Origin of the sequence: Paenibacillus graminis, from assembly GCF_000758705.1 — a bacterium.
GTDB lineage: Bacteria > Bacillota > Bacilli > Paenibacillales > Paenibacillaceae > Paenibacillus_AQ > Paenibacillus_AQ graminis.
In genome coordinates this window covers 4,245,869-4,267,516 of record NZ_CP009287.1, presented here as the reverse complement: position 1 = coordinate 4,267,516, position 21,648 = coordinate 4,245,869, and the positions used below count along the sequence as shown (strand labels likewise).

Here is a 21,648-nt window from a genome sequence, read left to right as displayed (position 1 = left end):
TTATGGAAGGGCCACAACTAGAGGATGGTTACACCAGGGTAGCTAATGAAATTTTGGAGCAGGTGGCAAGAAGGAAGTTCAACGCCACTCAGTTACGAATCATCATGATTATCTGGCGGTACACCTATGGTTACCGCCGGAAAGATCACGACTTTGCTCTAACGTTCCTGCAGCAGCTCACCAGCCTCCCTGCCAGTACTGTTAAGAGGGAGGTGGGGCTGCTGATTAAATCGGCAGTTCTCATAGTCACCCAGAAAGAAACGAGCGTGCTGCCCCGAAGGCTATCATTCAATAAACATTATGAGCAATGGATTATACAGAAAAGCGGTGATGAGATGGAACAGGAACATGACTTGTTTACGTCATCCGAGGTATCAGATTTGAACCCTCCAGAATCCGAAGATTCTGAAATCCGAGGTATCAGATTTGATACCCCCGAGGTATCAGATTTGAGCCCCCAAGTAGACGTTTCGAGGTATCAGATCCGACCCCCATTAAAAGAAATAAAGATCTTAAAGAAAAGCTTTAAAGAAAAAATAGCGAGGTTTGATGATTTCTATCAAAACTACCCTCGCAAGGTATCAAAGGATGCTGCAAAAAAGGCATGGGAGAAGCTGTGCAAAATCGAAGGTCTTGATACGGATATGGTCATACAGAATACCGCCAATTTCACGGAGACCTGCAAGCTGCTTCAAACGGAAAAGAAGTACATCCCACACCCTTCCACCTTTTTAAACCAGAAGCGTTATGAGGATTATACAGTGGTGGACCCGGAAGGCTTGCTGAAGCCCGCTATACTGGAAACCAAAAACACAGGCGATGTGATTGACCGCGCTATGCAGAGGGAGTTGAACAATAGTGGATCGGATCGGCGTGACGGCTATTCTGAAGTATCTCCGCTCGGCATACCGCAGCTTTGTGATTGATGGCAATGAGATAGATGCGGTCATAACCACTTGGCAGGACATCCTTCAGGATATTCCAAATGAGGTGGCTTATAAAGCCGTGAGAGAACTTTGCAGGGTAAGACCAAAGTTTGCTCCAGACCCAGCAGATATATATCTAGCATGCATTGAGCGTGAGACGGAACTGACCGTCTACCAGATCCAGCAGCAGGAGCATGAGCAGCGCATGCTAGAGCTGAAGGAATATCACGAGAATGAGCAGGTCGGACCACCGCCGGAACATGTACGACAGAAACTCGATGCCATCTTCCAGAAAGTGCGGGTGACTGAGGATGAATCTTGATGCTGAAAGGGCGGTGCTCGGGTCACTGCTTAAAGATCACTCGCTGATGGATGACTGCTTCCTCAGCCCAGATGACTTTACAGAAAACGAAGAAGACAATCGGCTGATTTACAAGGTGCTGCAGTACGCGAAAGAAAATGCTGAAGGCGCAGCCGATCCTTTCGACCCAATTGTGCTGGTATCAAGATGGGGAGCCAGGCTGCAACGGATTGGTGGTTTAACAAGGCTCATGGCCTTGCGGGACGCCGTCCCTAGCTCCGACAGCTTCCTTTACTACCAGCGAGCAGTTCGGACAGATCGAATACAGAATGACCTGGTTCAGTTGGGCCGTCAGATCGCCACGAATGGCGGCGGAGACATCGCTGAGCTAAAAGCTAAGATGGAGCAATTGGAAGAACTGCTGCAAGGAGAGAGCGGAGGCCCCATCCACATGGCCCAGCTGCTTGAAGGGCATGAGAGAGTCATTGCAAAACGGGCCAACAGCGGGGGAATCACCGGGGCAAGGGCAGCAAGTGAAGAATTCACTCAGTTGAGTAAAGGTCATCAGGAAGGCGATTTGGAGATCCTGGCTGGCAGACCTTCCATGGGGAAAACACTCTACATGTCTAATGATGTGGACGCTGTGACTGCGTGCGGCTGGGGAGATGCAATATTCTCCTTGGAGATGGGTGCGTTGGAAATCGTCGAACAGATGGCTTCTTGCATCGGAGGCATTAAGAGGGACCGCATAGCTTCTGGTCAGATGTCGGATAACGACTGGATACGATACGGAGATGCTTTGGAAATCATAGCTGGCCGAACCTTATACATCGATGATAAAGCTGGCGCGACGGTGGAGTACATCCGACGGCAAGTGAAAAAGTTGAAGAAGAAGCACCCTGGAAAGCGCTGGGTTATCCATATCGACTTCTTGCAATTCATCCAAACGGAGAAAAATTTCAGCACCACCAAAGAGCGGATCGGCTACATCACAAAGTACCTCAAACGCATGGCAAAGGAATTGCAAGTGTGTGTCGTCTGCTTATCGGCGGTGGGCCGGAACTGCGAGCAGCGCCCGGATAAACGTCCGCTGATGTCTGATTTGCGTGATTCCGGGGATATCGAATCAGATGCGGATATCGTGACCTTTATCTACCGAGATGATTACTACTACCCGGATAGCCCCAAAAAGGGATTCGCTGAAATCATTGTCGCCAAAGGGAGGAAGATCGGAACAGGCACGTTTGATATGGGATTCACGCCGGGTATCAGTAGGTTCATCAATTTGACCAAAGACGAGAAATACAAGCTTGCCGAGAAGGTGAGAGAACATGAGCAGCAAAAAACGCATCGAAGATGAGGATGGTTATAAGACTGCGATTGATTATTTGACTGAACATGGACCTATCCTTGATGATCCATTGCCAGATCCGAAGCATGACATAGAAAAAATCAAGAGAATATACGCGGTCACAGAGCAACGTATCCATGAATACAAGCGCGGCCAGATGGTGCTGCTGTATCCAAGCCTCAAAAAGGTGTATAAGGCAGCAGGGGTTGAGTATCAGGAATTCAAAAGGGAGGGGCTATAGATGGGAGACTGCCAATATCCCGATTGCAAAGCAGCAGCTACGGAGACATGGGCTCTAGTACCGTTGTGTGAACACCACAGGGAAGCGGTACGAGCCGAAACTGCACAATACTACAACCGGAAAATCACTTATCATATGCGTCATTTTTACATGGGCATCATGCCGCTGATCCCTTGGAGCCGGAAGGAGTGAGGGCATGAGATTTGTGGGTATTGATCCCGCCACGACCACCGGCTTTGTCGCACTGGACGAGGATGGAAACGTCCTTGTGGCTACTGATGTCAGAGGCGAAGGGAAGCGAGTGCCCGGAGGGATCAGCACAAGCATGCTGGTATCGCTGGAGAACAAGGTTTACTCACTACTCAAGCCAGGTGACATTATCACAATAGAGCAGCCAGCAGTTGGCACCCAGATGGCAGTGACGACTGGTATGATTCACGGCGGGCTGAGGTCAATGATTTACCGAAAGGGGCTTGAATATATAGACGTCAACCCGCAGCGGACAAAGAAGTTTGTCAATCGGAATCAGCGGGTACCGACATCGGAGAAAAAGAAGCACATTGCCGCAGGCGTCCTGGAGCACTACGGATACCAGCACAGCAGCGACAACGTGACTGATGCTTATATCCTCGCTCGGATCGCTATGGAGTTGGAGGAAGCGCGAAGGACAGGATACATCAAGAAAACGCCTTTGTTCCAGTACGAAGTAATCAAGGCCATTCTTGAACCCGAACCTAAAACGAAATCTAAACCAAGCAAACGCCCCGGGAAGCCTGCGGCGGCGGGAAGTCACACCCAAAATACAGAACAGACGCTCTTATTTTAAGCGAGGTGGACGCATTGCACTGGAAAAAAGCGACTCTAGGTCAGCTCTATGAGATTGCCTATAACGACGAAGGAGCAGCAGCGATCTACAAGCGTAATGCCCAGGCGGAAATTGAGCGGAGACGGCAGAGACGCTGGGGCAGGGTGAATCACAAAATTAAGGCGGTGTACCCCAAATGAAAACAGTCATTCGCCTACGGGACGACAATGGGCGCATTATCGGCACGGCGCGGGCGGAACGGCAGCCGGAGGCCATCGAAGTACTCTGGGATTTTAGCCTGGCGCTGCTGCTCGGGTTGGTGCTCTTATGGATATGAGAGAGATCATAGTCGATTCCTTCGCCGGGGGCGGCGGGGCAAGTACTGGGATGGAACTTGCGTTAGGCTACAGCCCAGACATCGCAATCAACCATGACCCGGAAGCTATTGCTATGCACAAGGCAAATCACCCAGAAACTGAACATTACTGTGAGGATGTTTGGGATGTTGACCCCGTAAAGGCAACGCGCGGGCGTCCGGTTGGTCTGGCCTGGTTCTCTCCAGACTGCACACATCACAGTAAAGCACGAGGCGGGAAGCCACGTGAGAAGAAAATACGTGGCCTTGCCTGGGTAGTAATCCGATGGGCTATTGCAGTGCAGCCGAGGGTTATCATTCTTGAAAACGTAGAGGAATTTCAAGACTGGGGCCCGTTGGATGAGGAGGGGCAGCCGATCCCAGGAGAGAAAGGGCGTACCTTTGAATCGTTTGTTGAGTGCCTGCGGCAGCTTGGTTATGTGGTTGAATGGCGCGAACTGGTGGCGTGTGATTATGGCGCCCCTACTTCCCGCAAGCGGCTATGCATGGAAATGCGGCGTGATGGCAAACCCATTGTCTGGCCGGAACCCACACACGGAGCGCCTGACAGCCTGGAGGTGCAGGCTGGTAAACGGAAGCCATGGCGGACCGCTGCTGAAATTATTGACTGGTCCCTTCCATGCCCTAGCATCTTTGATTCAGACAAAGAGATCGAACGGAATTACGGATTGAAAGTGAAGCGCCCATTGGCAGATAGCACGCAACGGCGTATCGCTCATGGTCTTGTGAAGTTCGGTTTCGATAACCCTAATCCATTTATCGTAACAGTTAATCATTCCGGTGATGGATTTAGAGGCCAGGGTATTGACCAACCGCTCGGAACAGTGACATCGAAAAACGGGTATGGCCTAGTGCTCCCCTTCCTTACGAAATATCACGGGGAGATTAAAGGACAAGAGGCTCGCGGACAGACACTTGATAGTCCTCTGCTTACGCTGGATACCTCCAATCGGTTCGGGCTGGTCACTGCGAATATCATCAAGTTCCGAGGCACAAACATTGGTCAGTCTGTAAACGAACCCCTCCATACCATAACAGCCGGTGGCAATCACCACGGCCTGGTATATGCGTTTCTGGTGGAGTATTACGGGGCGAGTATCGGTCAGAGCTTAAATAGCCCACTGCATACAATACCGACACATGACCGTTTTGGATTGGTAATTGTGCATTTACATGGTCAACCGTATGTGGTGGTAGATATCGGGTTCCGAATGTTGACTCCTGGGGAGCTTTATGCGGCTCAAGGATTCCCCAGTACCTATATCATTGATGGCTACCGGGCAAATGGTCGCCCTGTTCAGAAACATCAGCAAGTAGCCAAATGCGGCAATTCTGTTTCGCCTCAAATGGCGAGAGCTATGGTTCAGGCAAGCGTGCCGGAATTGTGTGTTGGCTCTGGTCGGGCGCTGTCCCTGGAGAGATACAAGCCTGCTGCGGGGCAGATGGAATTCAGCCTATAGGATGTAACTATAAATAAAGGGGCTGTCATAGCCCCAGGGAGGGAACAGACATGCAGCATATCGTCTGCTACAGCGGCGGGGAAACATCGGGCATCGTGGCAGTCGAGGTCGCTGCCAGATACGGACCGGAGAATGTAATCCTAATTAACCATGATATAAACCCCTGGGTCGAGCATTGGGATATCAAGCGATTCAAGGCCGAGGTTGCGGATTATCTGGGCATACCCATCACATATGCAAATATGGCCGGATGGGATCAAAAGGATCAATTTGACGTTTGCATGGAGGCCAAGGCCTTCAAAGTGGGCGTGCATCCCCTTTGTACCAACCGGCTCAAGACAGCGCCGTTTCACAAGTGGCTGGCTGAGACTTATCCTGTGGAGCCAGGGAGCTGCCGAGACGATGTGACGATCTATTACGGTTTTGAAGCTGGAGAGACTGCCCGCGTAGAGCGGCGCCGTATCATTCTGCGGGCAAAGGGATATCAGACCTGCTTCCCTCTGGCGGAGTGGCCGGACCTGATCAGCAGCACCATGGATGTCGGCATAGAGCCGCCGGTGACTTATGAGATTTGGAAACATGCGAACTGCGCCGGATGCCTGCGGGCGGGGCAGCAGCACTGGTATGTAGTGTACTGCCGGAGGCCGGATGTCTGGGTCAAGGCAAAACATGCTGAGGATGTAATCGGGTACAGCATCCTGCGGGTCAATAACAAGCCGATGTTTCTGCGGGAGCTGGAGCCGAAATTTGCAGCCATGCAGAAGCTCGGCATCCAGGCTGATGAAAAAACAAAGCCCGCGACCTTTTGGGCGCAGGCTAAGAAATTACTTGGTACTCGTCCATTAGAAGATATTAGCGGATGTTCTGCTATTTAACTCTACTTTCATACTCAGCAATGAAGTTACGACCAGCAGGGGTTAATCTACTCCCATTTGCTTGAACCATTAATATTGGATTTCCCTGTCCACCTCTGCGGATGACGAGATTAGAGGCCAATCCTGCTTCGTCAATTTGTTCAATAACAGCGTGAAAATCATTTTTGTTAATGCCCATTTCTTGAAACTTAGGTTCCTTTCCTTGCTCAATAACTTTAAGAATCTGATATACGAGATCAGCGCTTGTCATATAAATCATTCCCTTTCTAATTATGAGTAGTTCCATAATAAGGGTTCGACATTATATTCCAAATCACCTTCATTAATTAATCGGGGCATAGCCCCTATAAGGAGAGAACGAGCGATGAGCGAAAAAAGCAGCCGCGAGATACTGCGGGAAGTTTATGGCTACGAGGAACAGGTTCTTGCCGGTTTGACTGACAATGAGTGCACAGAGCACCTGGAAGCAAACGAAATGTATCCAGAGGGTTAACCACCCTCTCCCCTATAAAGAGGAGCTGATAAGCATGCTGAAACTAACAGAGATTCTTCTGAATGGAAATGGAGAAATTGCAAGTGAAAATTCCGTATTCATTCCGGTAGATGTAGTGTTCAGAACATACAAAGTATTTACCGATGTTACGATTCCCGGAGCCGGGCATGCGTTGGTTAAGGAGAGTCCACAAGAGATTGCCAACATGATCCTTGATTACAAACTGGCTATGGAGAGATACAAGGCATCCAGTGTTGCGGCCTATCTGCATCACTCACAGGATGGAAATAATCCATATACGCCCCCACTCGACCAAGAGTTGATTTTTGGGAATTTGGCCGGAGTGGATCGCTTTAGGAAATCCACTGCAAGGGAGGCATAACCAGTATGAGCAGAATACCGAAATACCGCGCCTGGTATAAGCCGCTGGGCGTGATGATTGAGCCGGAAAATCTGGTCATGATCAACTTTGACACTAAGGTACTGGGCGTGTACTTGGAAATGGACGGCAAGGGTTACCATGAGCTCCGGATGTCCGATTTTGAATTGATGCAATATACTGGCCGTTGCGATCTTCACGGCCGGGAAATTTTCGAGGGTGATATCACCAAGCAGACATACCATGCAGAGGGAAGAGACGAAAACCATGAGTTGGTATCCTTCGATGGATGGCATATTGGCCCGGTGATGCTCACGCCCGGCGCCGGAATAGTTATGAAGCACCCTATAAGATACTCGCTTGAAACAGATGAAACGGAGCCTACCAAAATGTACAAAAAGGTTTCTGGCAAGAGAGCTGAGGTAATCGACAACATCTACGAGAACCCGGCACTGCTCGGGGGAGAGGCGGCGAAGGCATGAAGCCCGCCGAGGCAATTAAGGAATTACCTGCTGGGACCCGAATCACCATGACAGTCGAGGGATATTTCGGACAGCCCTTGCAGGTCCAGGCTACCACGATGGGCGAGACCCGGCACCATGGATATTACGAAGAGCTGGGAGGATGGGGGCTGTACCCCGTCAATCTCCCAAGATATAAAAACATTGAATGCTGGGAGGTCCTGGTCCGGCAGAAGCGAAAGCGGCATGCAGGCTGGGTCAAAATCGGATACACATTAAAGAGCTTTAAGCTCGGATGGGATGATGCGAAATGCGAGCCATTACAGTGATTCAACCTTGGGCCCAACTGATAGCCATCGGAGAGAAACATTTTGAAACCAGAGGTTGGGCAACCAAGCACCGGGGCGAATTGGCGATCCATGCTGGGAAGAATGTGAACCGAAAAGCCTGCCAGCAGCCGGATATAAAAGCAGCGCTGGCTCGGCACGGGTACACAGCAGATAACCTGCCGACCGGGGCGGTTGTGGCCGTCACAAAGCTTGAGGAATGCTGGGAGGTCAGCCGCTGCTTACGCGGGGATGTAGTGCTTGAAAAGGACGGCGGCAATACGATGCGAGAGGACCCCATCAGTAAAAAGGAAGAAGCTTTCGGCTGGTATGATGACGGCCGTTACGCCTGGGAGTTGGGAGACGTTAAGCGGCTGCCGGAGCCGGTACCCGCGAAGGGACAGCAAGGTTTATGGAACTGGGAAGGGGAACAGTTATGAGTGAAGCAGGAAAAGTTTCCTTACCTACTCCAGGCCAAATTGAAGAGATACGTTTGCTTTGGGAAGAGGGTTACACATTTAGCACGGAGATCGGAAGGTTTGCTCCCCAGAAAGTGATAGGCGGGTTGCTGGCTGCTCTAGAAGAGGCACAACAACAAGCGCAGTTAGCGTATGCGGCGTATGAGGATCTTCAGGGTTACTGTGTAAGCCGTAGAGAGTATGATTTCCTTCTTAATAAACACAGCGTACTAGCCAGAGCACACCAGGAGGCACAACAGACCATAGCCCGACAAAGGGAGGCACTGATTGCTACTGGATTGCCTGAATGGGCCGTCAATGCAATTGGAAGTGGGGAAGGGGAGACACAGCCATGACACAGGTAAAGGAATGGAGCAACCAGGAGCTTAACCGTAAGCTTGCGGAGTTGATGGGGTACAGCGTAAGAAAATCGGCGAATTGCTATCAGATCATAAAAGGTCCCTCATATGGACAATGGCAGGCTGATGAGTCGTACGCGTGGGCAGACGCTCCAGACTACTGCAACGACCCTGCTGCCTCTCTAGAGGTACAGACAGCAGCATGCAAAGTGGACGGAGAGCGCTACATTTGGGAATTAGCAATTATTCAGGGCTGGGTAGGCGGCAAAATTATTAGTCGAAAAGAAGGCGTACGGATAGCCACCGCCACACCCCGAGAGAGGGCAGAGGCGGCATATATCACGATGCAGGGGGAACGGACATGAATAAGCTATCGCAGAACGATATGGAACACTTAATAGATTTAGTCCAGCGTAGAGAGATAACAGCCGACGAAGCGAATGTGCTGAAGGTAAGGATGGCTCGATTTGCGGTGGTGACTAAGTTAGACGCCAATGTTCGAACCGTGCTTAATGCAGCTGTTAAGGCTGGCGAACTTGGTCACAAAAAAAGAGAAGGACATAAGCCGGAGGTATATTTCCATCCAAATTTTGAACATCTGGCGAATGAGGAACGCAACCATGCTGAAAAGAGGGCGCTTGAGGCGATTGCTGGAGTGCTTGGTACAGGCCGATAGGCCACCAATTCGACTAAATAACCCAGCAACGCGGGGGCCGAACCAGATCATTAAGGGAGTAGGAGTAACCCTACTCTCCCACTAAGGGAGGATATACAGGAAAACGAGCAGGAATTATTCCAAATTATATTCCGAGAGGAGCAATTATAAATGAAAACCACAATGAACGTGCTGTTTAAGTCGATGCAGAAGGACGACAAAAAGGAGATTTTGAAATTTGAGATCAAGGGAACGGAAGATGCAGGCGATGAAATTGATTTGTTTGAATTGTCCGGCAGCATTGTTGTTCTTTCCCTGGAATCCGGCGGCAATGATGTGTGCGGCGATTTGTCAGCAGAATTCGTCTCCATGCAACGCGACAGCAAGAAAACAGTTATGAAATTCGGCATCAAAGGCGACAGAGACGACAAAGCGCAGCAGCTCTATAAATTCGCAGGCCGAAATGTAACGCTCGGCGTCGCCCCCAGCCAAATGAGCATTGAGGAGTTTAACGAGCCCCGGGAAGGCGTTCGCGGGAAGATCAATGGGGACGGCACAGTTGATGTGGACGATCCGAATCAGGTCACCATGGAAGAAGCAGCAGCAGACAATGAATCTGAAGAAGATGAACAGGAAGACCCAGCCAAGGAATATCCGGACGATAAGAACGGCCCGCCAATGCCAGATGATGCGGACGATCTGCCGTTCTAAATAAGCACACTCCCCGGCTTCGGTCGGGGAACCTTTTGCAAAATGAGGTGATTATCAGGTGGGTCAACAAAGCTTTCTGCCAGAGATAGACCGAAAAAAGACGCAGGCAGCGGTTGAGGCAGCCCTTGAGAAATATAGGATTAATAAGTTTTTGACCTATGAGGATCGTGAGGCGACGACAACGACAGCATGGTCCAACACTCCAAAAGGATTCACGGGAGTAATATCGGATCAAACCGCAAATATAGCGATTTATAATGTGGATAGCCAGGCAGCACGTAAGGAGTATTGTGAACGTATTGAAAGAGTAGTCGGACGCATGCCGAAAAAAGAAGCTCTATTGATTAAAGAGAGATACATGACCATTGAATACGACTATATTACTGATCAAAGGGTTTACAGTTTTATCTTTGACCCACCAATCAGTGAGCCAACGTACAGTAAAATTAGATGGCGAGCTTTTTATAAACTAGCCTCTGATTTAAGGCTTATTGTAACGAAAGGAGATGGAGGGGATGGGAGAGAAAAAGATTGAAAATTTAAATGATACCCCTCCGATCATCAGCTTTAATGATAAGGGGCAAAAGGTCGTAAAATACCAACGCTGGGGATTAAAGATAACAGGTGTAATCATTAATCAACCCTCTGATGAAGCAATCGAAGCAGCGAATAAACTTTATAACGAAATGTTCTATAAATTCAATCCACAAGAGGATCTCTAAATGAGGTCCTTTTTTTTATTATGTTTGGATTGGGGTATATTAACTGTATCAAACCAAAAGGAGTTGTTCTTATGCGAGATAAAACAGTAAAGCATACAAACAGTCTAATTCATGAAAAATCACCTTATTTACTTCAGCATGCCCACAATCCTGTGAATTGGATGACTTGGGGAGAAGAAGCCTTTGCAAAAGCAAAGAGAGAAAGCAAGCCTGTGTTCCTGTCAGTAGGTTATTCCTAGTCTGAGGCTTAAGTCAACTTGTCATTGGTGTCATGTAATGGAGCGCGAAAGCTTCGAAGACCAAGAAGTAGCACAGCTCCTTAACGATAACTATGTCGCGATCAAGGTAGACCGTGAAGAGCGGCCGGATATTGATGCGCTGTATATGTCGGTGTGTCAGGCGCTGACGTGGAGCGGGGGGTGGCCGTTAACGGTGCTGCTGACGCCGGAGAAGAAGCCGTTTTATGCGGGGACGTATTTTCCCAAGCGGCAGATGTTCGGGCGGATTGGGCTGATGGATGTACTGGAGCAGATTCACCGTAAATGGGAGCAGGACTGCGAAGCGCTGGACCAGCTCGGGGACGAACTGCTGGCGGATCTTCAATCGCTGGACCGTAAGAATTCCGGACGTGCCGGAGAAGGCGGGGCAGGAGTTCCCGGAGAGGAGCTGCTGCATGAAGCGTATGCGCTGTACCGCCGCCAGTTCGATGAAGAATACGGCGGGTTCGGCAATGCGCCGAAGTTTCCTTCGCCGCATAATCTGTCTTTTCTGCTGGCGTACAGCCAGATGTATAACCAGCCGGAAGCGCTGCGTATGGTAGAGAAGACGCTGGAGTCGATGTACCGGGGCGGCATGTACGACCATGTGGGCTACGGGTTCTCGCGTTATTCCACGGACCGGGAGTGGCTGGTGCCGCATTTTGAGAAAATGCTCTACGACAATGCGCTGCTGGCTATTGCTTATTTAGAGGCGTACCAGATCACGGGGAAACTACTCTATGCGGAGATCGCGGAGCAAATCTTCACGTATGTGCAACGGGATATGACTTCGCCGGAAGGGGCCTTTTACTCTGCGGAGGATGCCGATTCCGAAGGGGTGGAAGGGAAGTTCTACGTCTTCTCCCGTGAGGAGATCGAGGAGGCGCTTGGCCTGGAGGATATGCACTCCTATTGCCATGTGTACGGAATTACACCTGAGGGGAATTTTGAAGGTGCCAATATCCCGAATCTGCTGCAAGGATTGCCGGACGACATGGCGGAACGGATGGGCATGAATCCGCTGGGACTGCGGACCCGGATGGAGGAATGGCGCGAGAAGCTGTTCGCCTACCGGGAGCAGCGCATTCATCCGTCGAAGGATGATAAGGTGCTTACGGCCTGGAACGGGCTGATGATCGCCGCGCTGGCAAAGGGAGCCAAAGCGCTGCAAAAGCCGGAGTACGCTGGAGCCGCAGCCGCGGCGGCGGACTTTATCTGGCATAAGCTGCGCCGCCGTGAGGACGGCAGGCTGCTGGCCCGCTACCGGGATGGCGATGCCGCGATTCCTGCTTATCTGGACGACTACACGTTCCTGCTCTGGGGACTGACCGAGCTGTACGAAGCTACAGGCCAAGCCGTTCATTTGGAGCGGGCGTTGACGCTTAAGGATGGACTGCTGGAGCTGTTCGCCGATCGGGAAGGCGGCGGGTTCTTTTTCACCGGTCATGACGGGGAAGAGCTGCCGATCCGTTCCAAGGAGCTGTATGACGGTGCGCTTCCTTCGGGGAACTCGGTGGCAGCGAAGCTGCTGTGGAAGCTGTCGGTGATGACTCAGGATGTGGAGCTGAAGACGGCCGCTGAGCGTACGGCAGCGGTAATGGCTACAGCAGCATCGGAGTACCCTCCGGGATATGCGATGTATTTGCAGGCCCATCTGGCGATGGCTTCAGGCGGCCGGGAATGGGTGCTGTCCGGGAAGCGGGACGATTCCGCGCTGCATGGTATGCTGGCCCAGGTGCAGCAGGCGTATCTGCCGGACGCTGCGCTGATTGTCCACTGGGAAGGAGATGCAGAAGGGATTCTCCGTCTGCTTCCCCACCTCGCGGACAAACCGGCGATTAACGGTGGAGCTACAGCTTATGTCTGCCGGAACTTCGCCTGCCGCGCGCCGGTCACGAGCATGGAGGCGGTCAGGGAGCTTTTAGCCTCCAGTTCGCGTGAGGCTTAGAAAGGAACGTCAAAAAGCAGCCTGTCACCAGGGCTGCTTTTTGCTTTTACCAATCGGGCAGGCTTCATGCATCTTCACCGGAATATCCAGTCTTGCGAAGGATCTCTAACTTTGAGTTTGACATATCGGGAATTATCGATATAATGATGGTTATGAACCCTATCGAAGTATTTAAGGCTTTGTCGAATGAATCCCGTTATCAGATCCTGCAGTGGCTCAAAGAACCGAACCTCCATTTTACACCCCATGAAGGGATTGATATGACTGAAGTTGGGGTATGTGTAAGCCAGATTACGAACAAGCTGAACATGACGCAGTCGACGGCTTCCCAGTATCTTGCGATGCTGCAGCGGGCCGGGCTGATTACAACGAAACGGATTGGCAAATTTACGTATTACCAAAGAGACGAGGAAGCAATTCGTCAATTGGCTGCTTTTATGAAGGATGAGGTATAGCCTATAAACTGAATTCTTGTTCGGAGGATTCAGTTTCTTTTTCGCCACAACAATTCGATAATTCGCGATTTGTTTATGTTATACTCTAACACATTAACAATTCGCGATATATCTTTATATAAAAGTAAAATAAGGGGTTGAACGATTCATGCCGGTTAGCTGGAAAGTTTATATTTTGGCTATTATTAGTTTTTTGGTGGGGACGTCTGAGTATATTGTGTCCGGAATTTTAGATCGCATTTCCTTTTCATTCGGCGTTTCACTGGCTTCTGCCGGGCAATTAATCACGATCTTCTCGCTCGTATATGCCATCTGTACACCCATTCTTATGGCATTGACGGCAAGCATGGACAGACGCAGCTTGATTTTATATGGTCTGGGCCTGTTTGTTGCTGCCAACCTTCTATCCTTTGTTCTGCCCGGGTATGGGTTATTCGTGGCCGCACGTATTATTATGGCGCTTGGAGCGGGAATAGTCGTTGTTACGGCACTGAATATTGCAGCCAAAATCGCCCGGGAAGGCCGGCAGGCGAGCTCTATCGCAACGGTGGTCATGGGATTCACAGCTTCTTTGATTATTGGCGTTCCTCTGGGAAGAATGACAGCGGATGCCGTCGGATGGAAGTTTATTTTCATCGGAATTGCGTTGCTGGGGCTGATTGCCATGCTGATCATTTTCCTTACGATTCCACGTATCAAGGGAGATGAGCCCATTCCGTTGCCGCAGCAGCTTGCTTTGCTGAAGGAACCGAAAGTGGCATTGGGATTAGCTATTTCGTTCTTCTGGCTCGGAGGATATTCTATCGCGTACACCTATTTATCTCCTTACCTGATTTCGATTTCGGGAATTAACGACAGCTACATCAGCGGTGCGCTGTTGATCTTCGGTATCGCCAGCATGGTTGGTTCGAAAATTGGCGGCTTCAGTGCGGATCGCTGGGGAGTGTATCCTACGTTATTTGGCGGAATGCTGCTGCATATAGTGATGCTTATCCTCCTATCTCTTGTCACCCATACTGTTGTCGGTGTACTGGCAGTGCTGCTGCTCTGGTCTTTTGCTGCCTGGTCAACCGGACCGACCCAACAGTACCATATCACTACCTTGAAACCGGAAGCGTCGGGGGTGATGCTCGGCCTGAACCAGTCGGTGATGCAGCTGGCAATGGCCGCTGGAGCTGGGATTGGAGGACTTGCGGTCCAACAGATTGCGCTGTCTTCGGTTACGTGGATCGGTGCGGCTGGTGTGTTTTTGGCGATTAGTATAACGCTGATTTTATATCGTCTTGGAGCCGTAAGAAAAACTGCGGTCGAACACAAGCTGTAATGCGCTGAGAAATTCCATATGTGAGCACGGGTTCCGGCGCCGCTTGCCTTACGTTTTTTGACAGGTGATGAAGTTGAAATATATTATTAATTCATACGTTCGTAAGTGAAATGAGTATACAGGAAAAGGAGAGATAACCTATGAAAATCATTTACCACGGCCATTCCTGCATTCAGATTGAGGTGAACGGCAAGTCGCTGATTATCGATCCGTTCCTTAGAGGCAACCCCGCAGCAGTCACCAAACCGGAGGATGTCAAGACAGATATGGTGCTGCTGACGCATGCCCACGTGGATCATATTCTGGATGCCGCTCCGATTGCGCTGCAGAATAATGTACCAGTTGTGGCGAACGTGGAATTGGCTGGCTATATGGAGGGACAAGGCGTCCAGACCATCGGGATGAACATCGGGGGGACGGTTGATCTTGGTTTTGCCAAGGCGACGATGATTCATGCGTTTCACAGCTCCGGCATTACGCTGGAGGATGGGCAGAAAGCGATTTATGGAGGCATGCCTGCGGGGTTCATTATTCAGGCGGAGGGACGCACCGTTGTGCATACGGGAGACACCGGACTGTTCGGGGATCTGAAAATGTTCGGCGAGCTGTATGACATCGATCTGGCGATTCTGCCTATCGGGGGGCATTACACCATGGGACCGGAGCATGCGCTGATCGCCGCCAAATGGCTGGGAGCCAAGCAGGTGCTTCCGATTCACTACAACACCTTCCCGCCTATCGTGCAGGATGCGGATGCATTTGTGCGGGCGCTTGGGGAAGAAGGAATTCAAGGCACGGTGCTTGCCTATGGAGAGTCACTGGAGCTGTAGACGATAGTCGATTGATCTGTGACGGCACAAGTGAATGATTAAGGAAAAAGAACATCACTTCGGTGGTGTTCTTTTTTTGGGGTTATATTGGCTGAGTTCAGTGTGAAACGGACAGAGAATATCCTATTTTGCGAAAAAACTGACCGAACGGATATGGGGGGACGAATACTTTCACATCAGGTCTTACCATATTCTACTGCACTAAGTACAGTCAGGTGAAAAATCCACAATTGTTAACCAATCTGCAGACTGCCGACTTCAGGTTCAATCTATATAGCCGCTTTGTTCTTCATTTGTAAATGTTAGTCCGCATAGGACCCTTATTTCTTCTCCGGTTCCTTCGGCACCACCCGTGACGGCCGGGTTACCCAGTTGCTGCGGTTCATCGGCTTAACCGTATCGATGCGCGGAATGAAGCTTTCCTCGGCGGCCTGATCCGGCTGGTGCTGATCCCCGCTTTCCGGCACCTCTGTATTTTTCTTCAACAGCCCCCGCCCGTTATGCTTGCCTTTGTTCCATACTCTTCCCTTGCTCATGATTACACTCCATTTCTGTAGGCTTATGCTTCCACCTTATCACATCAGGATACGTTAAGAAAGATCTGGTAGCATAAAACAGACAGTTTGACAAGTTATAAAATGTACTATTGATCGCCCTTTAGGGTAACTATAATGAAATAGAATTGAAAGGAGAGCACTCTGATGCCCATCAAGATTATTACCGATAGCGGTTCGGATTTACCCCAGGAGTATGCAGATAAATATAACGTTGACATCGTTCATTTGCCGGTTCACTTTGAGCATGAGCTGATGCCGGAAGGTATGGATACCCGGGCTTTTTATGCCAAAATGCGTGAATCCAAGGAGCTGCCCAAGACAGCCAGCCCCAGTCCGCAGGTGTTCCTGAACAAATTCAAACAAGTGGAACCAGGCACCGATATTATGGTCGTCTGTATGTCCTCCAATATAAGCAGCACATATCAGACTGCAGTGATTGCCAAGGAAATGTACGAAGAAGAAGGCCATCCGGGTGCAATTGAGATTATAGATTCGAAGAACTTTTCCGGGGGCCTGTCCCTCATTGTTGCTCTAACGGCCAAATGGTCGCTGACCTGCTCCAGTCTGGCGGAGCTCAAGCAGATGGTTCTGGATAAGATCGGGGAAGTGAACGCATACTTTACGCTGGATACGCTGGAGAATGTGATCAAGGGCGGGCGGCTGAACCGGCTGTCCGGCGCAGTGGCTTCCGTGCTGAACATCAAGCTGCTGCTGAAAATCAGCGACGAAGGGACTGTAGAGGTAGTAGAAAAAACACGCGGGCTTCCCAAAGCGTTGAGTCACCTGCTGGCGAAGCTGGAGAGTAAGCAGCATGATTACGAAAAAGCGGTGATTGCCATTGTGCACAGCAATTGCGAGAAGCTTGCGCTGGAAATCAAGGAGCGGATTCTGGAAAAGCATCCCTTCAAAGAGATCCTATTTTCCAGTATGGGACCTGTTATGGGCACCTATGCGGGCGAAGGCGGAATCGGCGTGGCTTTTTAACATCCGCTTTCAACGCTGTCAGGAAGGCCGTACCCGGAGACCCGCCCGGTGTGCGGTTTTTTTGCATCACAAAACTTTATCTATTCTTTAGATTTGGTTTAGACTGGATTAAGAATGGCAGGCTATAGTTACAATTAACGCGCCTTGCGGGAGAAGATAGAGGGGGATTCATAATGTATACCATTCTGATTGCCGACGATGAATTGGAAATTGTTGAACTTCTGCAGCTGTATCTGGAGAAGGAATACAACATTTTGCAAGCGCAGAACGGGAACGAGGCCTTAAAGCTGATGCAGAGCCACACCGTGGACCTGGCGATTCTTGATATTATGATGCCGGGTATGGACGGGCTGCAGCTGCTCAAGCGAATCCGTGAAAACGATCATTTTCCAGTGCTGTTTCTATCGGCCAAAAGCCAATACCATGATAAAATTCTGGGCCTTGAGCTGGGAGCGGATGATTATATCTCCAAACCGTTCAATCCGCTGGAAATCGTTGCCCGTGTAGGTTCCATGCTGCGGCGGGTTCATGAGTTCGATGCTCCGGCAGTCCAAGAGAAGAAGAAGGAGCAGATTGTGCTCGGACGGTTGCTGCTTGACCGGAGCAGCTGTCAGGTTGAAGTGGCCGGAGAACCGGTTGCACTGACCTCTACGGAGTACAAAATTCTGGAGCTTCTAATGGAGCAGCCGGGCCGGGTGTTCACCCGCAAAAAAATTTATGAAGCCGTCTGGGAAGACTTCTATGTCTATGAAGACAACAGTATTATGGTGCATATCAGCAATATCCGCGACAAGATCGAGCGCGATTCCAAGAAGCCGGAATACCTGAAGACGATCAGGGGATTGGGGTACAAAATTGAAGCACCCGTGGAAAAGTAGAGACAACCGCCCGCTGCAGACATCACTCACCCTGGATTTTTTGCTGTTCAACTGCATGCTGCTGCTGCTCGTGCTTGGAGTCTATCTTTTTATCCAGAAGGATATTACCCACATGATCCTTGACAAGCGGCTTACGGACCCCAATCTTTCGGTCGAAGCTGGTCATTATCTCGAAGAGCTGGGCGACGGCCCGCGAAGCACCCAGCTGCTGCACAGCGGAGGCTGGCTGGAGCTGCTTGATTCCAATAAGCAAGTGATTCGGGTCATTGGAAACAAGGAGGACCAGATCCAGTCCTATGATGAAGACCGTTTATTTCTGGAGCTGGAGAACCGCACGGATCAGCCTTACTATTATTCGATTGCCAAAATAGACGGAGACGGGCAGGCGGCCTGGCTGCTGCTCAAAATCCCCCGCGATGTGGTCAAAGTGTCCATTGATAATGCAATGCTGGTCTCCTATTTGAACCATTCTGTATTTTTCTACGTATTTTTGGTCAGCGGGCTCATACTGATGCTGATCTTTGTATATAGCTATTGGGTCACCAGACGTATCAAGAAGCCGCTGCGGGTTCTGAATCTCGGACTGAAGCAGATGATGGAGGGGCATTACAGCACGCGGATTGCCTTGTACGCGGAGACGGAATTCCTGAGGATCGGGGAAAGCTTCAATTACATGGCGGATGTGATTGAGAAGACTACAGAAGAGAAGCGGCGGGCCGAGAAAAGCAAACAGCGGCTGATGGTAGACCTGTCCCATGATCTGAAAACACCGATTACGAGTATCCAGGGTTATGCACAGGCCTTAATGGAGGGGCGGGGGACCGACCCTGAACGGCAGACAAAATACCTGAATTATATTTACAACAAATCCGTGCAGGTGACGAAGCTGATCCAGCATATGCTGGAGCTGCTGAAGCTGGACTCACCGGATTTCATTCTCCGCACGGAACGGCTTGAGCTCGGGGATCACCTGCGGGAGATTGTTGCCGACACCTACGGCGAAATCGAGCAAAAAGACTTCCAGCTTCAGCTTCAGGTTCCAGATGAGGAAATGTATGCCCATTATGATCCGGAGCTGTTCGCAAGTGTTGTCAATAATCTGATCTCAAATGCGCTGGCTTACAATCCCAATGGCACACACCTGCGGGTAAGCGTCTTCCCGGAGGACACAGAGATTCGTATTGAGATTGCCGACAATGGCGTGGGCATTCCGAAGGAGCTCTGGTCGACGATTTTTGACCCGTTCGTCCGGGGAGACGAAGCCCGCAGTACAGCAAGCGGCGGAACCGGGCTGGGGTTATCCATCGCGAAGAAAAACGCCGAGAAGATGGGCGGTTCACTGGAGCTTGCGAGCAGGGAGGGAGAACCGACGGTATTTACCATCCGGGTTCCGAAGTAGTGCGGACGGATGAATTTAGAAACGGGAGAGGATCATGGCCAAATTAAATTTGTTTATCCGCATTTGTATTGCCGTTCTGCTGGTGCTGGGCATTGTCTACTTAGGCACTCAGGTAAAATTCATTTTTACACCCATTCTGTCTTTGTTCCGTGTGGTCATCGTGCCGCTGATGCTGGCGGTGTTCTTTTTTTATCTGCTGCGGCCGCTGATCAACTGGCTGGAGTCACGCAAGCTGAACCGGACGGTAGCCATCCTGCTGGTCTATCTGAGCATTGCAGTTCTGCTCCTGGCTTTCAGTGTAGGGGTCTGGCCTTCATTAAAAAGCCAATTGGTGAATCTCGGCAACAATATGCCAAGTGTGTTCAATGCGCTGGGTGAACAGCTCACGAAGCTGGAGGACAGCAAGATGCTGTCTTCACTGATTCCGGCGGATATGAATCCGGCAGGACAACTGATGAACTACTTAAATAAAGGGTTTTCGCTATTGTCGAATTCTATGTCTGAGCTGTTCTCTTTTGTATCCAGTTTCGCAGTAGTGCTCTTTACCTTCCCGATTCTGTTATTCTATATGCTTAAGGAAGGCGGAAAGTTCGGCGTAAAGGTGGTGAGCTTCTTCCCCAAACGCTTCCATAAGGAAGGTGAGGGAGTCGTTGCTGACATTGATGAGGCGATGAGCAATTTCATCGTAGGCAGAGTACTGGTGAATCTGGCGCTCGGTGTTTTGATGTATCTCGGTTTTCTGCTCATTGGTCTTCCATATGCCCTGCTGTTGACAGTGGTGGCTGTACTGATGAACTTTATCCCTTTTATCGGAGCTATTCTGTCCGCCGTGCCCATCTTCATTATCGGACTAATCGAGTCGCCTTCGACTGCGGTCTGGTCCATCGTGGTTGTGCTTGTCGCACAGCAGATTCAGGATAATCTGGTGGCACCCTATATTTTTGGGAAAAGCCTGGATATCCATCCGCTGACTACGATCATTCTGGTGCTGGCCGGAGGAGATTTTGGCGGTATTATCGGGATACTGCTGATTATTCCGGTCTATATGATGCTCAAGATTATAACGGTCAAGCTGCATCAGCTGTATATGCGCCAGCGCTGGCCGGAGGAACCGCAGCTGTCTGCGGATTCAGGGGATTAAAACGGGGCAGGGGCAATGCCTAACCCTACTTAAGGAGGAATAGGAATGGAACAAGGTTCTCACAAAGGCCTGGTGAATATTTCCGATCGGGTGATATCGGCTATTATTGGCTATGCGGTGATGGATACTCCGGGAATTGCAGGCATGTCCGGCAGTACGGTTACCGGAAATCTGGCCAAACGCCTGGGCGGAAAAATCAGCAAAAAAGGATTGTCTGTGGAAGTTACGGAAGAGGATGTTGCCATTCATCTGCAAATCATTGTCAACTACGGATACGCGATCCAAGAGGTATGCAAAAGCGTGCAGCAGAACGTCCGCAGTGCAGTAGAGAATATGCTCGGCCTGACGCTTGGCGTAGTGAACATCCGGGTCGAGAAGCTGGTTCTTCCGTAAATCTGCTGCCCTGAATCAGGCACCGTGCTCTGGGCATCCGCATAGAATGGAGCAAATCCAATTACGGAGGTCATCAAGCGATGTCATTCTATCAGTCAGGCCAGCCTGCGACGGTTATCTATCAGGCCGATCCGGCCGTTGTACAGCATCTGCACGGAGTCCGCGAATCGCTGCATCACTCGTGTAAGCCATACTTAAACCACAAAGTCAGCGTTCAGACGATTGACGGTCAGGTGCATGAAGGAACCATTGCCGGAATGGACAACAAGCATATGTATCTTATGGTTGCAGGTTCCACGGATATGGTGCGGGGTTACTACAATCCCTATTACAAGCCTTATCCAGGCCCGGGTTATCCTTATCCCTATCCGTATCCATACCCGGGCAATGCGATCCTGCCTCTGGTCTTGTTCGAGCTGCTGGCCATTTCCTTGATCTGATCATGTGTTATGGTACTGGCCGGTGCTGTAACCGCAATAGACCGTCTCCATTCAGGCAGAGCGCTTGGTGGAAACGGTTTTTCTTTTCCCGGGCCAGGGAAGAATGATAAACTATGAAGAAAGATTAGTAAGTTACAGGAGGC

The 21,648-nt window shown here is 50.3% G+C and carries 34 protein-coding genes; 32 read left to right on the top strand and 2 right to left on the bottom strand.

Annotation, left to right across the window (positions count from 1 at the left end):
- Nucleotides 1–2: 2 nt before the first annotated feature.
- The 10 genes from PGRAT_RS31720 to PGRAT_RS18100 are packed head-to-tail and all read left to right on the top strand — an operon-like array spanning nucleotide 3 to nucleotide 6,335.
- The gene (locus PGRAT_RS31720) at nucleotides 3–926 is read left to right on the top strand and encodes a replication protein (protein WP_025706237.1); all 924 of its coding nucleotides are present in this window, start codon (nucleotides 3–5) and stop codon (nucleotides 924–926) included.
- Entirely contained in the window at nucleotides 859–1,248 is a 390-nt protein-coding gene (locus PGRAT_RS18130) for a replicative helicase loader/inhibitor (protein WP_162165085.1), read from the top strand. Before PGRAT_RS31720 ends, PGRAT_RS18130 begins: the two co-directional genes overlap by 68 nt.
- Nucleotides 1,238–2,587, top strand: coding sequence for a replicative DNA helicase (locus PGRAT_RS18125; RefSeq protein ID WP_025706239.1), 1,350 nt, complete (start codon nucleotides 1,238–1,240; stop codon nucleotides 2,585–2,587). The genes PGRAT_RS18130 and PGRAT_RS18125 overlap by 11 nt, the downstream gene beginning before the upstream one ends.
- Nucleotides 2,559–2,819 carry a hypothetical protein gene (locus PGRAT_RS18120; RefSeq protein ID WP_025706240.1) on the top strand — a complete coding sequence of 87 codons (261 nt, stop codon included), beginning with the start codon at nucleotides 2,559–2,561 and terminating at the stop codon, nucleotides 2,817–2,819. The genes PGRAT_RS18125 and PGRAT_RS18120 overlap by 29 nt, the downstream gene beginning before the upstream one ends.
- Nucleotides 2,820–3,011 (top strand): hypothetical protein, encoded by a 192-nt coding sequence (locus tag PGRAT_RS18115; protein ID WP_025706241.1) that lies wholly within the window; start codon nucleotides 2,820–2,822, stop codon nucleotides 3,009–3,011.
- A 4-nt stretch (nucleotides 3,012–3,015) separates the two neighbouring features.
- Nucleotides 3,016–3,645, top strand: coding sequence for a hypothetical protein (locus PGRAT_RS18110; RefSeq protein ID WP_025706242.1), 630 nt, complete (start codon nucleotides 3,016–3,018; stop codon nucleotides 3,643–3,645).
- 14 nt (nucleotides 3,646–3,659) lie between these two features.
- Nucleotides 3,660–3,824, top strand: coding sequence for a hypothetical protein (locus tag PGRAT_RS33325; RefSeq protein ID WP_155990420.1), 165 nt, complete (start codon nucleotides 3,660–3,662; stop codon nucleotides 3,822–3,824).
- Nucleotides 3,821–3,961: a hypothetical protein gene (locus tag PGRAT_RS33320; RefSeq protein WP_155990421.1), complete on the top strand. Its 141-nt coding sequence runs from the start codon at nucleotides 3,821–3,823 to the stop codon at nucleotides 3,959–3,961. The genes PGRAT_RS33325 and PGRAT_RS33320 overlap by 4 nt, the downstream gene beginning before the upstream one ends.
- Complete coding sequence (locus PGRAT_RS18105; RefSeq protein ID WP_025706243.1) at nucleotides 3,958–5,460, top strand: DNA cytosine methyltransferase; 1,503 nt, start codon at nucleotides 3,958–3,960, stop codon at nucleotides 5,458–5,460. The genes PGRAT_RS33320 and PGRAT_RS18105 overlap by 4 nt, the downstream gene beginning before the upstream one ends.
- Nucleotides 5,461–5,510: 50 nt before the next feature.
- The gene (locus tag PGRAT_RS18100; protein ID WP_025706244.1) at nucleotides 5,511–6,335 is read left to right on the top strand and encodes a hypothetical protein; all 825 of its coding nucleotides are present in this window, start codon (nucleotides 5,511–5,513) and stop codon (nucleotides 6,333–6,335) included.
- On the opposite strand, the gene PGRAT_RS18095 is transcribed toward PGRAT_RS18100, so the two are convergent.
- Nucleotides 6,328–6,585, bottom strand: coding sequence for a hypothetical protein (locus PGRAT_RS18095; protein ID WP_155990422.1), 258 nt, complete (start codon nucleotides 6,583–6,585; stop codon nucleotides 6,328–6,330). The genes PGRAT_RS18100 and PGRAT_RS18095 overlap by 8 nt on opposite strands.
- Before the next feature lie 114 nt (nucleotides 6,586–6,699).
- Between PGRAT_RS18095 and PGRAT_RS34670 the strand changes: the two genes are divergently transcribed.
- From PGRAT_RS34670 to PGRAT_RS18025, 16 genes are all read left to right on the top strand, one after another.
- A complete protein-coding gene (locus tag PGRAT_RS34670; RefSeq protein WP_272945713.1) occupies nucleotides 6,700–6,828 on the top strand; it encodes a hypothetical protein in 129 nt (42 codons plus the stop codon).
- Nucleotides 6,829–6,862: 34 nt separating this feature from the next.
- Nucleotides 6,863–7,210: an alpha/beta fold hydrolase gene (locus PGRAT_RS18090; RefSeq protein WP_025706246.1), complete on the top strand. Its 348-nt coding sequence runs from the start codon at nucleotides 6,863–6,865 to the stop codon at nucleotides 7,208–7,210.
- A 5-nt stretch (nucleotides 7,211–7,215) separates the two neighbouring features.
- Nucleotides 7,216–7,689, top strand: a complete 474-nt coding sequence (locus tag PGRAT_RS18085; RefSeq protein ID WP_025706247.1) for a YopX family protein — start codon at nucleotides 7,216–7,218, stop codon at nucleotides 7,687–7,689.
- Nucleotides 7,686–7,997 carry a hypothetical protein gene (locus PGRAT_RS18080; RefSeq protein ID WP_025706248.1) on the top strand — a complete coding sequence of 104 codons (312 nt, stop codon included), beginning with the start codon at nucleotides 7,686–7,688 and terminating at the stop codon, nucleotides 7,995–7,997. The genes PGRAT_RS18085 and PGRAT_RS18080 overlap by 4 nt, the downstream gene beginning before the upstream one ends.
- Nucleotides 7,979–8,434: an ASCH domain-containing protein gene (locus PGRAT_RS18075; protein ID WP_042266985.1), complete on the top strand. Its 456-nt coding sequence runs from the start codon at nucleotides 7,979–7,981 to the stop codon at nucleotides 8,432–8,434. The genes PGRAT_RS18080 and PGRAT_RS18075 overlap by 19 nt, the downstream gene beginning before the upstream one ends.
- Nucleotides 8,431–8,808, top strand: coding sequence for a hypothetical protein (locus tag PGRAT_RS18070; RefSeq protein ID WP_042266983.1), 378 nt, complete (start codon nucleotides 8,431–8,433; stop codon nucleotides 8,806–8,808). The genes PGRAT_RS18075 and PGRAT_RS18070 overlap by 4 nt, the downstream gene beginning before the upstream one ends.
- Nucleotides 8,805–9,176 carry a hypothetical protein gene (locus PGRAT_RS18065; RefSeq protein ID WP_042266981.1) on the top strand — a complete coding sequence of 124 codons (372 nt, stop codon included), beginning with the start codon at nucleotides 8,805–8,807 and terminating at the stop codon, nucleotides 9,174–9,176. The genes PGRAT_RS18070 and PGRAT_RS18065 overlap by 4 nt, the downstream gene beginning before the upstream one ends.
- Nucleotides 9,173–9,487, top strand: a complete 315-nt coding sequence (locus PGRAT_RS18060; protein ID WP_025708724.1) for a hypothetical protein — start codon at nucleotides 9,173–9,175, stop codon at nucleotides 9,485–9,487. Before PGRAT_RS18065 ends, PGRAT_RS18060 begins: the two co-directional genes overlap by 4 nt.
- 150 nt (nucleotides 9,488–9,637) lie before the next feature.
- Nucleotides 9,638–10,177 carry a hypothetical protein gene (locus PGRAT_RS18055; RefSeq protein ID WP_025705458.1) on the top strand — a complete coding sequence of 180 codons (540 nt, stop codon included), beginning with the start codon at nucleotides 9,638–9,640 and terminating at the stop codon, nucleotides 10,175–10,177.
- A gap of 58 nt (nucleotides 10,178–10,235) precedes the next feature.
- Entirely contained in the window at nucleotides 10,236–10,712 is a 477-nt protein-coding gene (locus PGRAT_RS18050) for an ArpU family phage packaging/lysis transcriptional regulator (RefSeq protein WP_025705457.1), read from the top strand.
- The gene (locus tag PGRAT_RS18045; RefSeq protein WP_025705456.1) at nucleotides 10,693–10,899 is read left to right on the top strand and encodes a hypothetical protein; all 207 of its coding nucleotides are present in this window, start codon (nucleotides 10,693–10,695) and stop codon (nucleotides 10,897–10,899) included. Before PGRAT_RS18050 ends, PGRAT_RS18045 begins: the two co-directional genes overlap by 20 nt.
- 71 nt (nucleotides 10,900–10,970) lie before the next feature.
- Entirely contained in the window at nucleotides 10,971–11,138 is a 168-nt protein-coding gene (locus PGRAT_RS34065; protein WP_155990383.1) for a DUF255 domain-containing protein, read from the top strand.
- A 37-nt stretch (nucleotides 11,139–11,175) separates the two neighbouring features.
- Nucleotides 11,176–13,104 (top strand): thioredoxin domain-containing protein, encoded by a 1,929-nt coding sequence (locus PGRAT_RS18040; RefSeq protein ID WP_036704797.1) that lies wholly within the window; start codon nucleotides 11,176–11,178, stop codon nucleotides 13,102–13,104.
- A gap of 152 nt (nucleotides 13,105–13,256) precedes the next feature.
- Nucleotides 13,257–13,559: an ArsR/SmtB family transcription factor gene (locus tag PGRAT_RS18035; protein WP_025705455.1), complete on the top strand. Its 303-nt coding sequence runs from the start codon at nucleotides 13,257–13,259 to the stop codon at nucleotides 13,557–13,559.
- A gap of 148 nt (nucleotides 13,560–13,707) precedes the next feature.
- Complete coding sequence (locus tag PGRAT_RS18030; RefSeq protein ID WP_025705454.1) at nucleotides 13,708–14,883, top strand: MFS transporter; 1,176 nt, start codon at nucleotides 13,708–13,710, stop codon at nucleotides 14,881–14,883.
- Between the two features lie 140 nt (nucleotides 14,884–15,023).
- Nucleotides 15,024–15,713 carry a metal-dependent hydrolase gene (locus tag PGRAT_RS18025; RefSeq protein WP_025705453.1) on the top strand — a complete coding sequence of 230 codons (690 nt, stop codon included), beginning with the start codon at nucleotides 15,024–15,026 and terminating at the stop codon, nucleotides 15,711–15,713.
- A gap of 320 nt (nucleotides 15,714–16,033) precedes the next feature.
- Here PGRAT_RS18025 and PGRAT_RS33310 read toward each other — a convergent pair whose 3' ends face one another.
- Nucleotides 16,034–16,249 carry a hypothetical protein gene (locus tag PGRAT_RS33310; protein ID WP_025705452.1) on the bottom strand — a complete coding sequence of 72 codons (216 nt, stop codon included), beginning with the start codon at nucleotides 16,247–16,249 and terminating at the stop codon, nucleotides 16,034–16,036.
- 165 nt (nucleotides 16,250–16,414) lie between these two features.
- Between PGRAT_RS33310 and PGRAT_RS18015 the strand changes: the two genes are divergently transcribed.
- The 6 genes from PGRAT_RS18015 to PGRAT_RS17990 all read left to right on the top strand — a co-directional run bounded on the left by PGRAT_RS18015 (nucleotide 16,415) and on the right by PGRAT_RS17990 (nucleotide 21,505).
- Entirely contained in the window at nucleotides 16,415–17,254 is an 840-nt protein-coding gene (locus PGRAT_RS18015) for a DegV family protein (protein WP_025705451.1), read from the top strand.
- A 173-nt stretch (nucleotides 17,255–17,427) separates the two neighbouring features.
- On the top strand, nucleotides 17,428–18,132 hold the full coding sequence (locus PGRAT_RS18010) for a response regulator transcription factor (RefSeq protein ID WP_036704794.1): 705 nt from the start codon (nucleotides 17,428–17,430) through the stop codon (nucleotides 18,130–18,132).
- A complete protein-coding gene (locus tag PGRAT_RS18005; RefSeq protein ID WP_025705448.1) occupies nucleotides 18,110–19,531 on the top strand; it encodes a sensor histidine kinase in 1,422 nt (473 codons plus the stop codon). The genes PGRAT_RS18010 and PGRAT_RS18005 overlap by 23 nt, the downstream gene beginning before the upstream one ends.
- A 34-nt stretch (nucleotides 19,532–19,565) precedes the next feature.
- The gene (locus tag PGRAT_RS18000; RefSeq protein ID WP_025705447.1) at nucleotides 19,566–20,672 is read left to right on the top strand and encodes an AI-2E family transporter; all 1,107 of its coding nucleotides are present in this window, start codon (nucleotides 19,566–19,568) and stop codon (nucleotides 20,670–20,672) included.
- A gap of 45 nt (nucleotides 20,673–20,717) precedes the next feature.
- The gene (locus PGRAT_RS17995) at nucleotides 20,718–21,065 is read left to right on the top strand and encodes an Asp23/Gls24 family envelope stress response protein (RefSeq protein ID WP_025705446.1); all 348 of its coding nucleotides are present in this window, start codon (nucleotides 20,718–20,720) and stop codon (nucleotides 21,063–21,065) included.
- 80 nt (nucleotides 21,066–21,145) lie between these two features.
- The gene (locus tag PGRAT_RS17990) at nucleotides 21,146–21,505 is read left to right on the top strand and encodes an LSm family protein (protein WP_025705445.1); all 360 of its coding nucleotides are present in this window, start codon (nucleotides 21,146–21,148) and stop codon (nucleotides 21,503–21,505) included.
- Nucleotides 21,506–21,648 lie beyond the last annotated feature (143 nt).

What these genes read in the sequence shown, in the direction of transcription:
- PGRAT_RS18035 (WP_025705455.1), top strand. Translation starts at nt 13,257, where the DNA reads ATGAACCCTATCGAAGTATTTAAGGCTTTGTCGAATGAATCCCGTTAT.
- PGRAT_RS18060 (WP_025708724.1), top strand. Translation starts at nt 9,173, where the DNA reads ATGAATAAGCTATCGCAGAACGATATGGAACACTTAATAGATTTAGTC.
- PGRAT_RS18065 (WP_042266981.1), top strand. Translation starts at nt 8,805, where the DNA reads ATGACACAGGTAAAGGAATGGAGCAACCAGGAGCTTAACCGTAAGCTT.
- PGRAT_RS34065 (WP_155990383.1), top strand. Translation starts at nt 10,971, where the DNA reads ATGCGAGATAAAACAGTAAAGCATACAAACAGTCTAATTCATGAAAAA.
- PGRAT_RS18030 (WP_025705454.1), top strand. Translation starts at nt 13,708, where the DNA reads ATGCCGGTTAGCTGGAAAGTTTATATTTTGGCTATTATTAGTTTTTTG.
- PGRAT_RS17995 (WP_025705446.1), top strand. Translation starts at nt 20,718, where the DNA reads ATGGAACAAGGTTCTCACAAAGGCCTGGTGAATATTTCCGATCGGGTG.
- PGRAT_RS31720 (WP_025706237.1), top strand. Translation starts at nt 3, where the DNA reads ATGGAAGGGCCACAACTAGAGGATGGTTACACCAGGGTAGCTAATGAA.
- PGRAT_RS18085 (WP_025706247.1), top strand. Translation starts at nt 7,216, where the DNA reads ATGAGCAGAATACCGAAATACCGCGCCTGGTATAAGCCGCTGGGCGTG.
- PGRAT_RS33310 (WP_025705452.1), bottom strand. Translation starts at nt 16,249, where the DNA reads ATGAGCAAGGGAAGAGTATGGAACAAAGGCAAGCATAACGGGCGGGGG.
- PGRAT_RS18010 (WP_036704794.1), top strand. Translation starts at nt 17,428, where the DNA reads ATGTATACCATTCTGATTGCCGACGATGAATTGGAAATTGTTGAACTT.
- PGRAT_RS18025 (WP_025705453.1), top strand. Translation starts at nt 15,024, where the DNA reads ATGAAAATCATTTACCACGGCCATTCCTGCATTCAGATTGAGGTGAAC.
- PGRAT_RS18070 (WP_042266983.1), top strand. Translation starts at nt 8,431, where the DNA reads ATGAGTGAAGCAGGAAAAGTTTCCTTACCTACTCCAGGCCAAATTGAA.
- PGRAT_RS17990 (WP_025705445.1), top strand. Translation starts at nt 21,146, where the DNA reads ATGTCATTCTATCAGTCAGGCCAGCCTGCGACGGTTATCTATCAGGCC.
- PGRAT_RS18055 (WP_025705458.1), top strand. Translation starts at nt 9,638, where the DNA reads ATGAAAACCACAATGAACGTGCTGTTTAAGTCGATGCAGAAGGACGAC.
- PGRAT_RS18125 (WP_025706239.1), top strand. Translation starts at nt 1,238, where the DNA reads ATGAATCTTGATGCTGAAAGGGCGGTGCTCGGGTCACTGCTTAAAGAT.
- PGRAT_RS34670 (WP_272945713.1), top strand. Translation starts at nt 6,700, where the DNA reads ATGAGCGAAAAAAGCAGCCGCGAGATACTGCGGGAAGTTTATGGCTAC.
- PGRAT_RS18015 (WP_025705451.1), top strand. Translation starts at nt 16,415, where the DNA reads ATGCCCATCAAGATTATTACCGATAGCGGTTCGGATTTACCCCAGGAG.
- PGRAT_RS18105 (WP_025706243.1), top strand. Translation starts at nt 3,958, where the DNA reads ATGAGAGAGATCATAGTCGATTCCTTCGCCGGGGGCGGCGGGGCAAGT.
- PGRAT_RS18120 (WP_025706240.1), top strand. Translation starts at nt 2,559, where the DNA reads ATGAGCAGCAAAAAACGCATCGAAGATGAGGATGGTTATAAGACTGCG.
- PGRAT_RS18045 (WP_025705456.1), top strand. Translation starts at nt 10,693, where the DNA reads ATGGGAGAGAAAAAGATTGAAAATTTAAATGATACCCCTCCGATCATC.
- PGRAT_RS18000 (WP_025705447.1), top strand. Translation starts at nt 19,566, where the DNA reads ATGGCCAAATTAAATTTGTTTATCCGCATTTGTATTGCCGTTCTGCTG.
- PGRAT_RS18115 (WP_025706241.1), top strand. Translation starts at nt 2,820, where the DNA reads ATGGGAGACTGCCAATATCCCGATTGCAAAGCAGCAGCTACGGAGACA.
- PGRAT_RS18090 (WP_025706246.1), top strand. Translation starts at nt 6,863, where the DNA reads ATGCTGAAACTAACAGAGATTCTTCTGAATGGAAATGGAGAAATTGCA.
- PGRAT_RS18100 (WP_025706244.1), top strand. Translation starts at nt 5,511, where the DNA reads ATGCAGCATATCGTCTGCTACAGCGGCGGGGAAACATCGGGCATCGTG.
- PGRAT_RS18095 (WP_155990422.1), bottom strand. Translation starts at nt 6,585, where the DNA reads ATGACAAGCGCTGATCTCGTATATCAGATTCTTAAAGTTATTGAGCAA.
- PGRAT_RS18080 (WP_025706248.1), top strand. Translation starts at nt 7,686, where the DNA reads ATGAAGCCCGCCGAGGCAATTAAGGAATTACCTGCTGGGACCCGAATC.
- PGRAT_RS18075 (WP_042266985.1), top strand. Translation starts at nt 7,979, where the DNA reads ATGCGAGCCATTACAGTGATTCAACCTTGGGCCCAACTGATAGCCATC.
- PGRAT_RS18040 (WP_036704797.1), top strand. Translation starts at nt 11,176, where the DNA reads ATGGAGCGCGAAAGCTTCGAAGACCAAGAAGTAGCACAGCTCCTTAAC.
- PGRAT_RS18110 (WP_025706242.1), top strand. Translation starts at nt 3,016, where the DNA reads ATGAGATTTGTGGGTATTGATCCCGCCACGACCACCGGCTTTGTCGCA.
- PGRAT_RS33320 (WP_155990421.1), top strand. Translation starts at nt 3,821, where the DNA reads ATGAAAACAGTCATTCGCCTACGGGACGACAATGGGCGCATTATCGGC.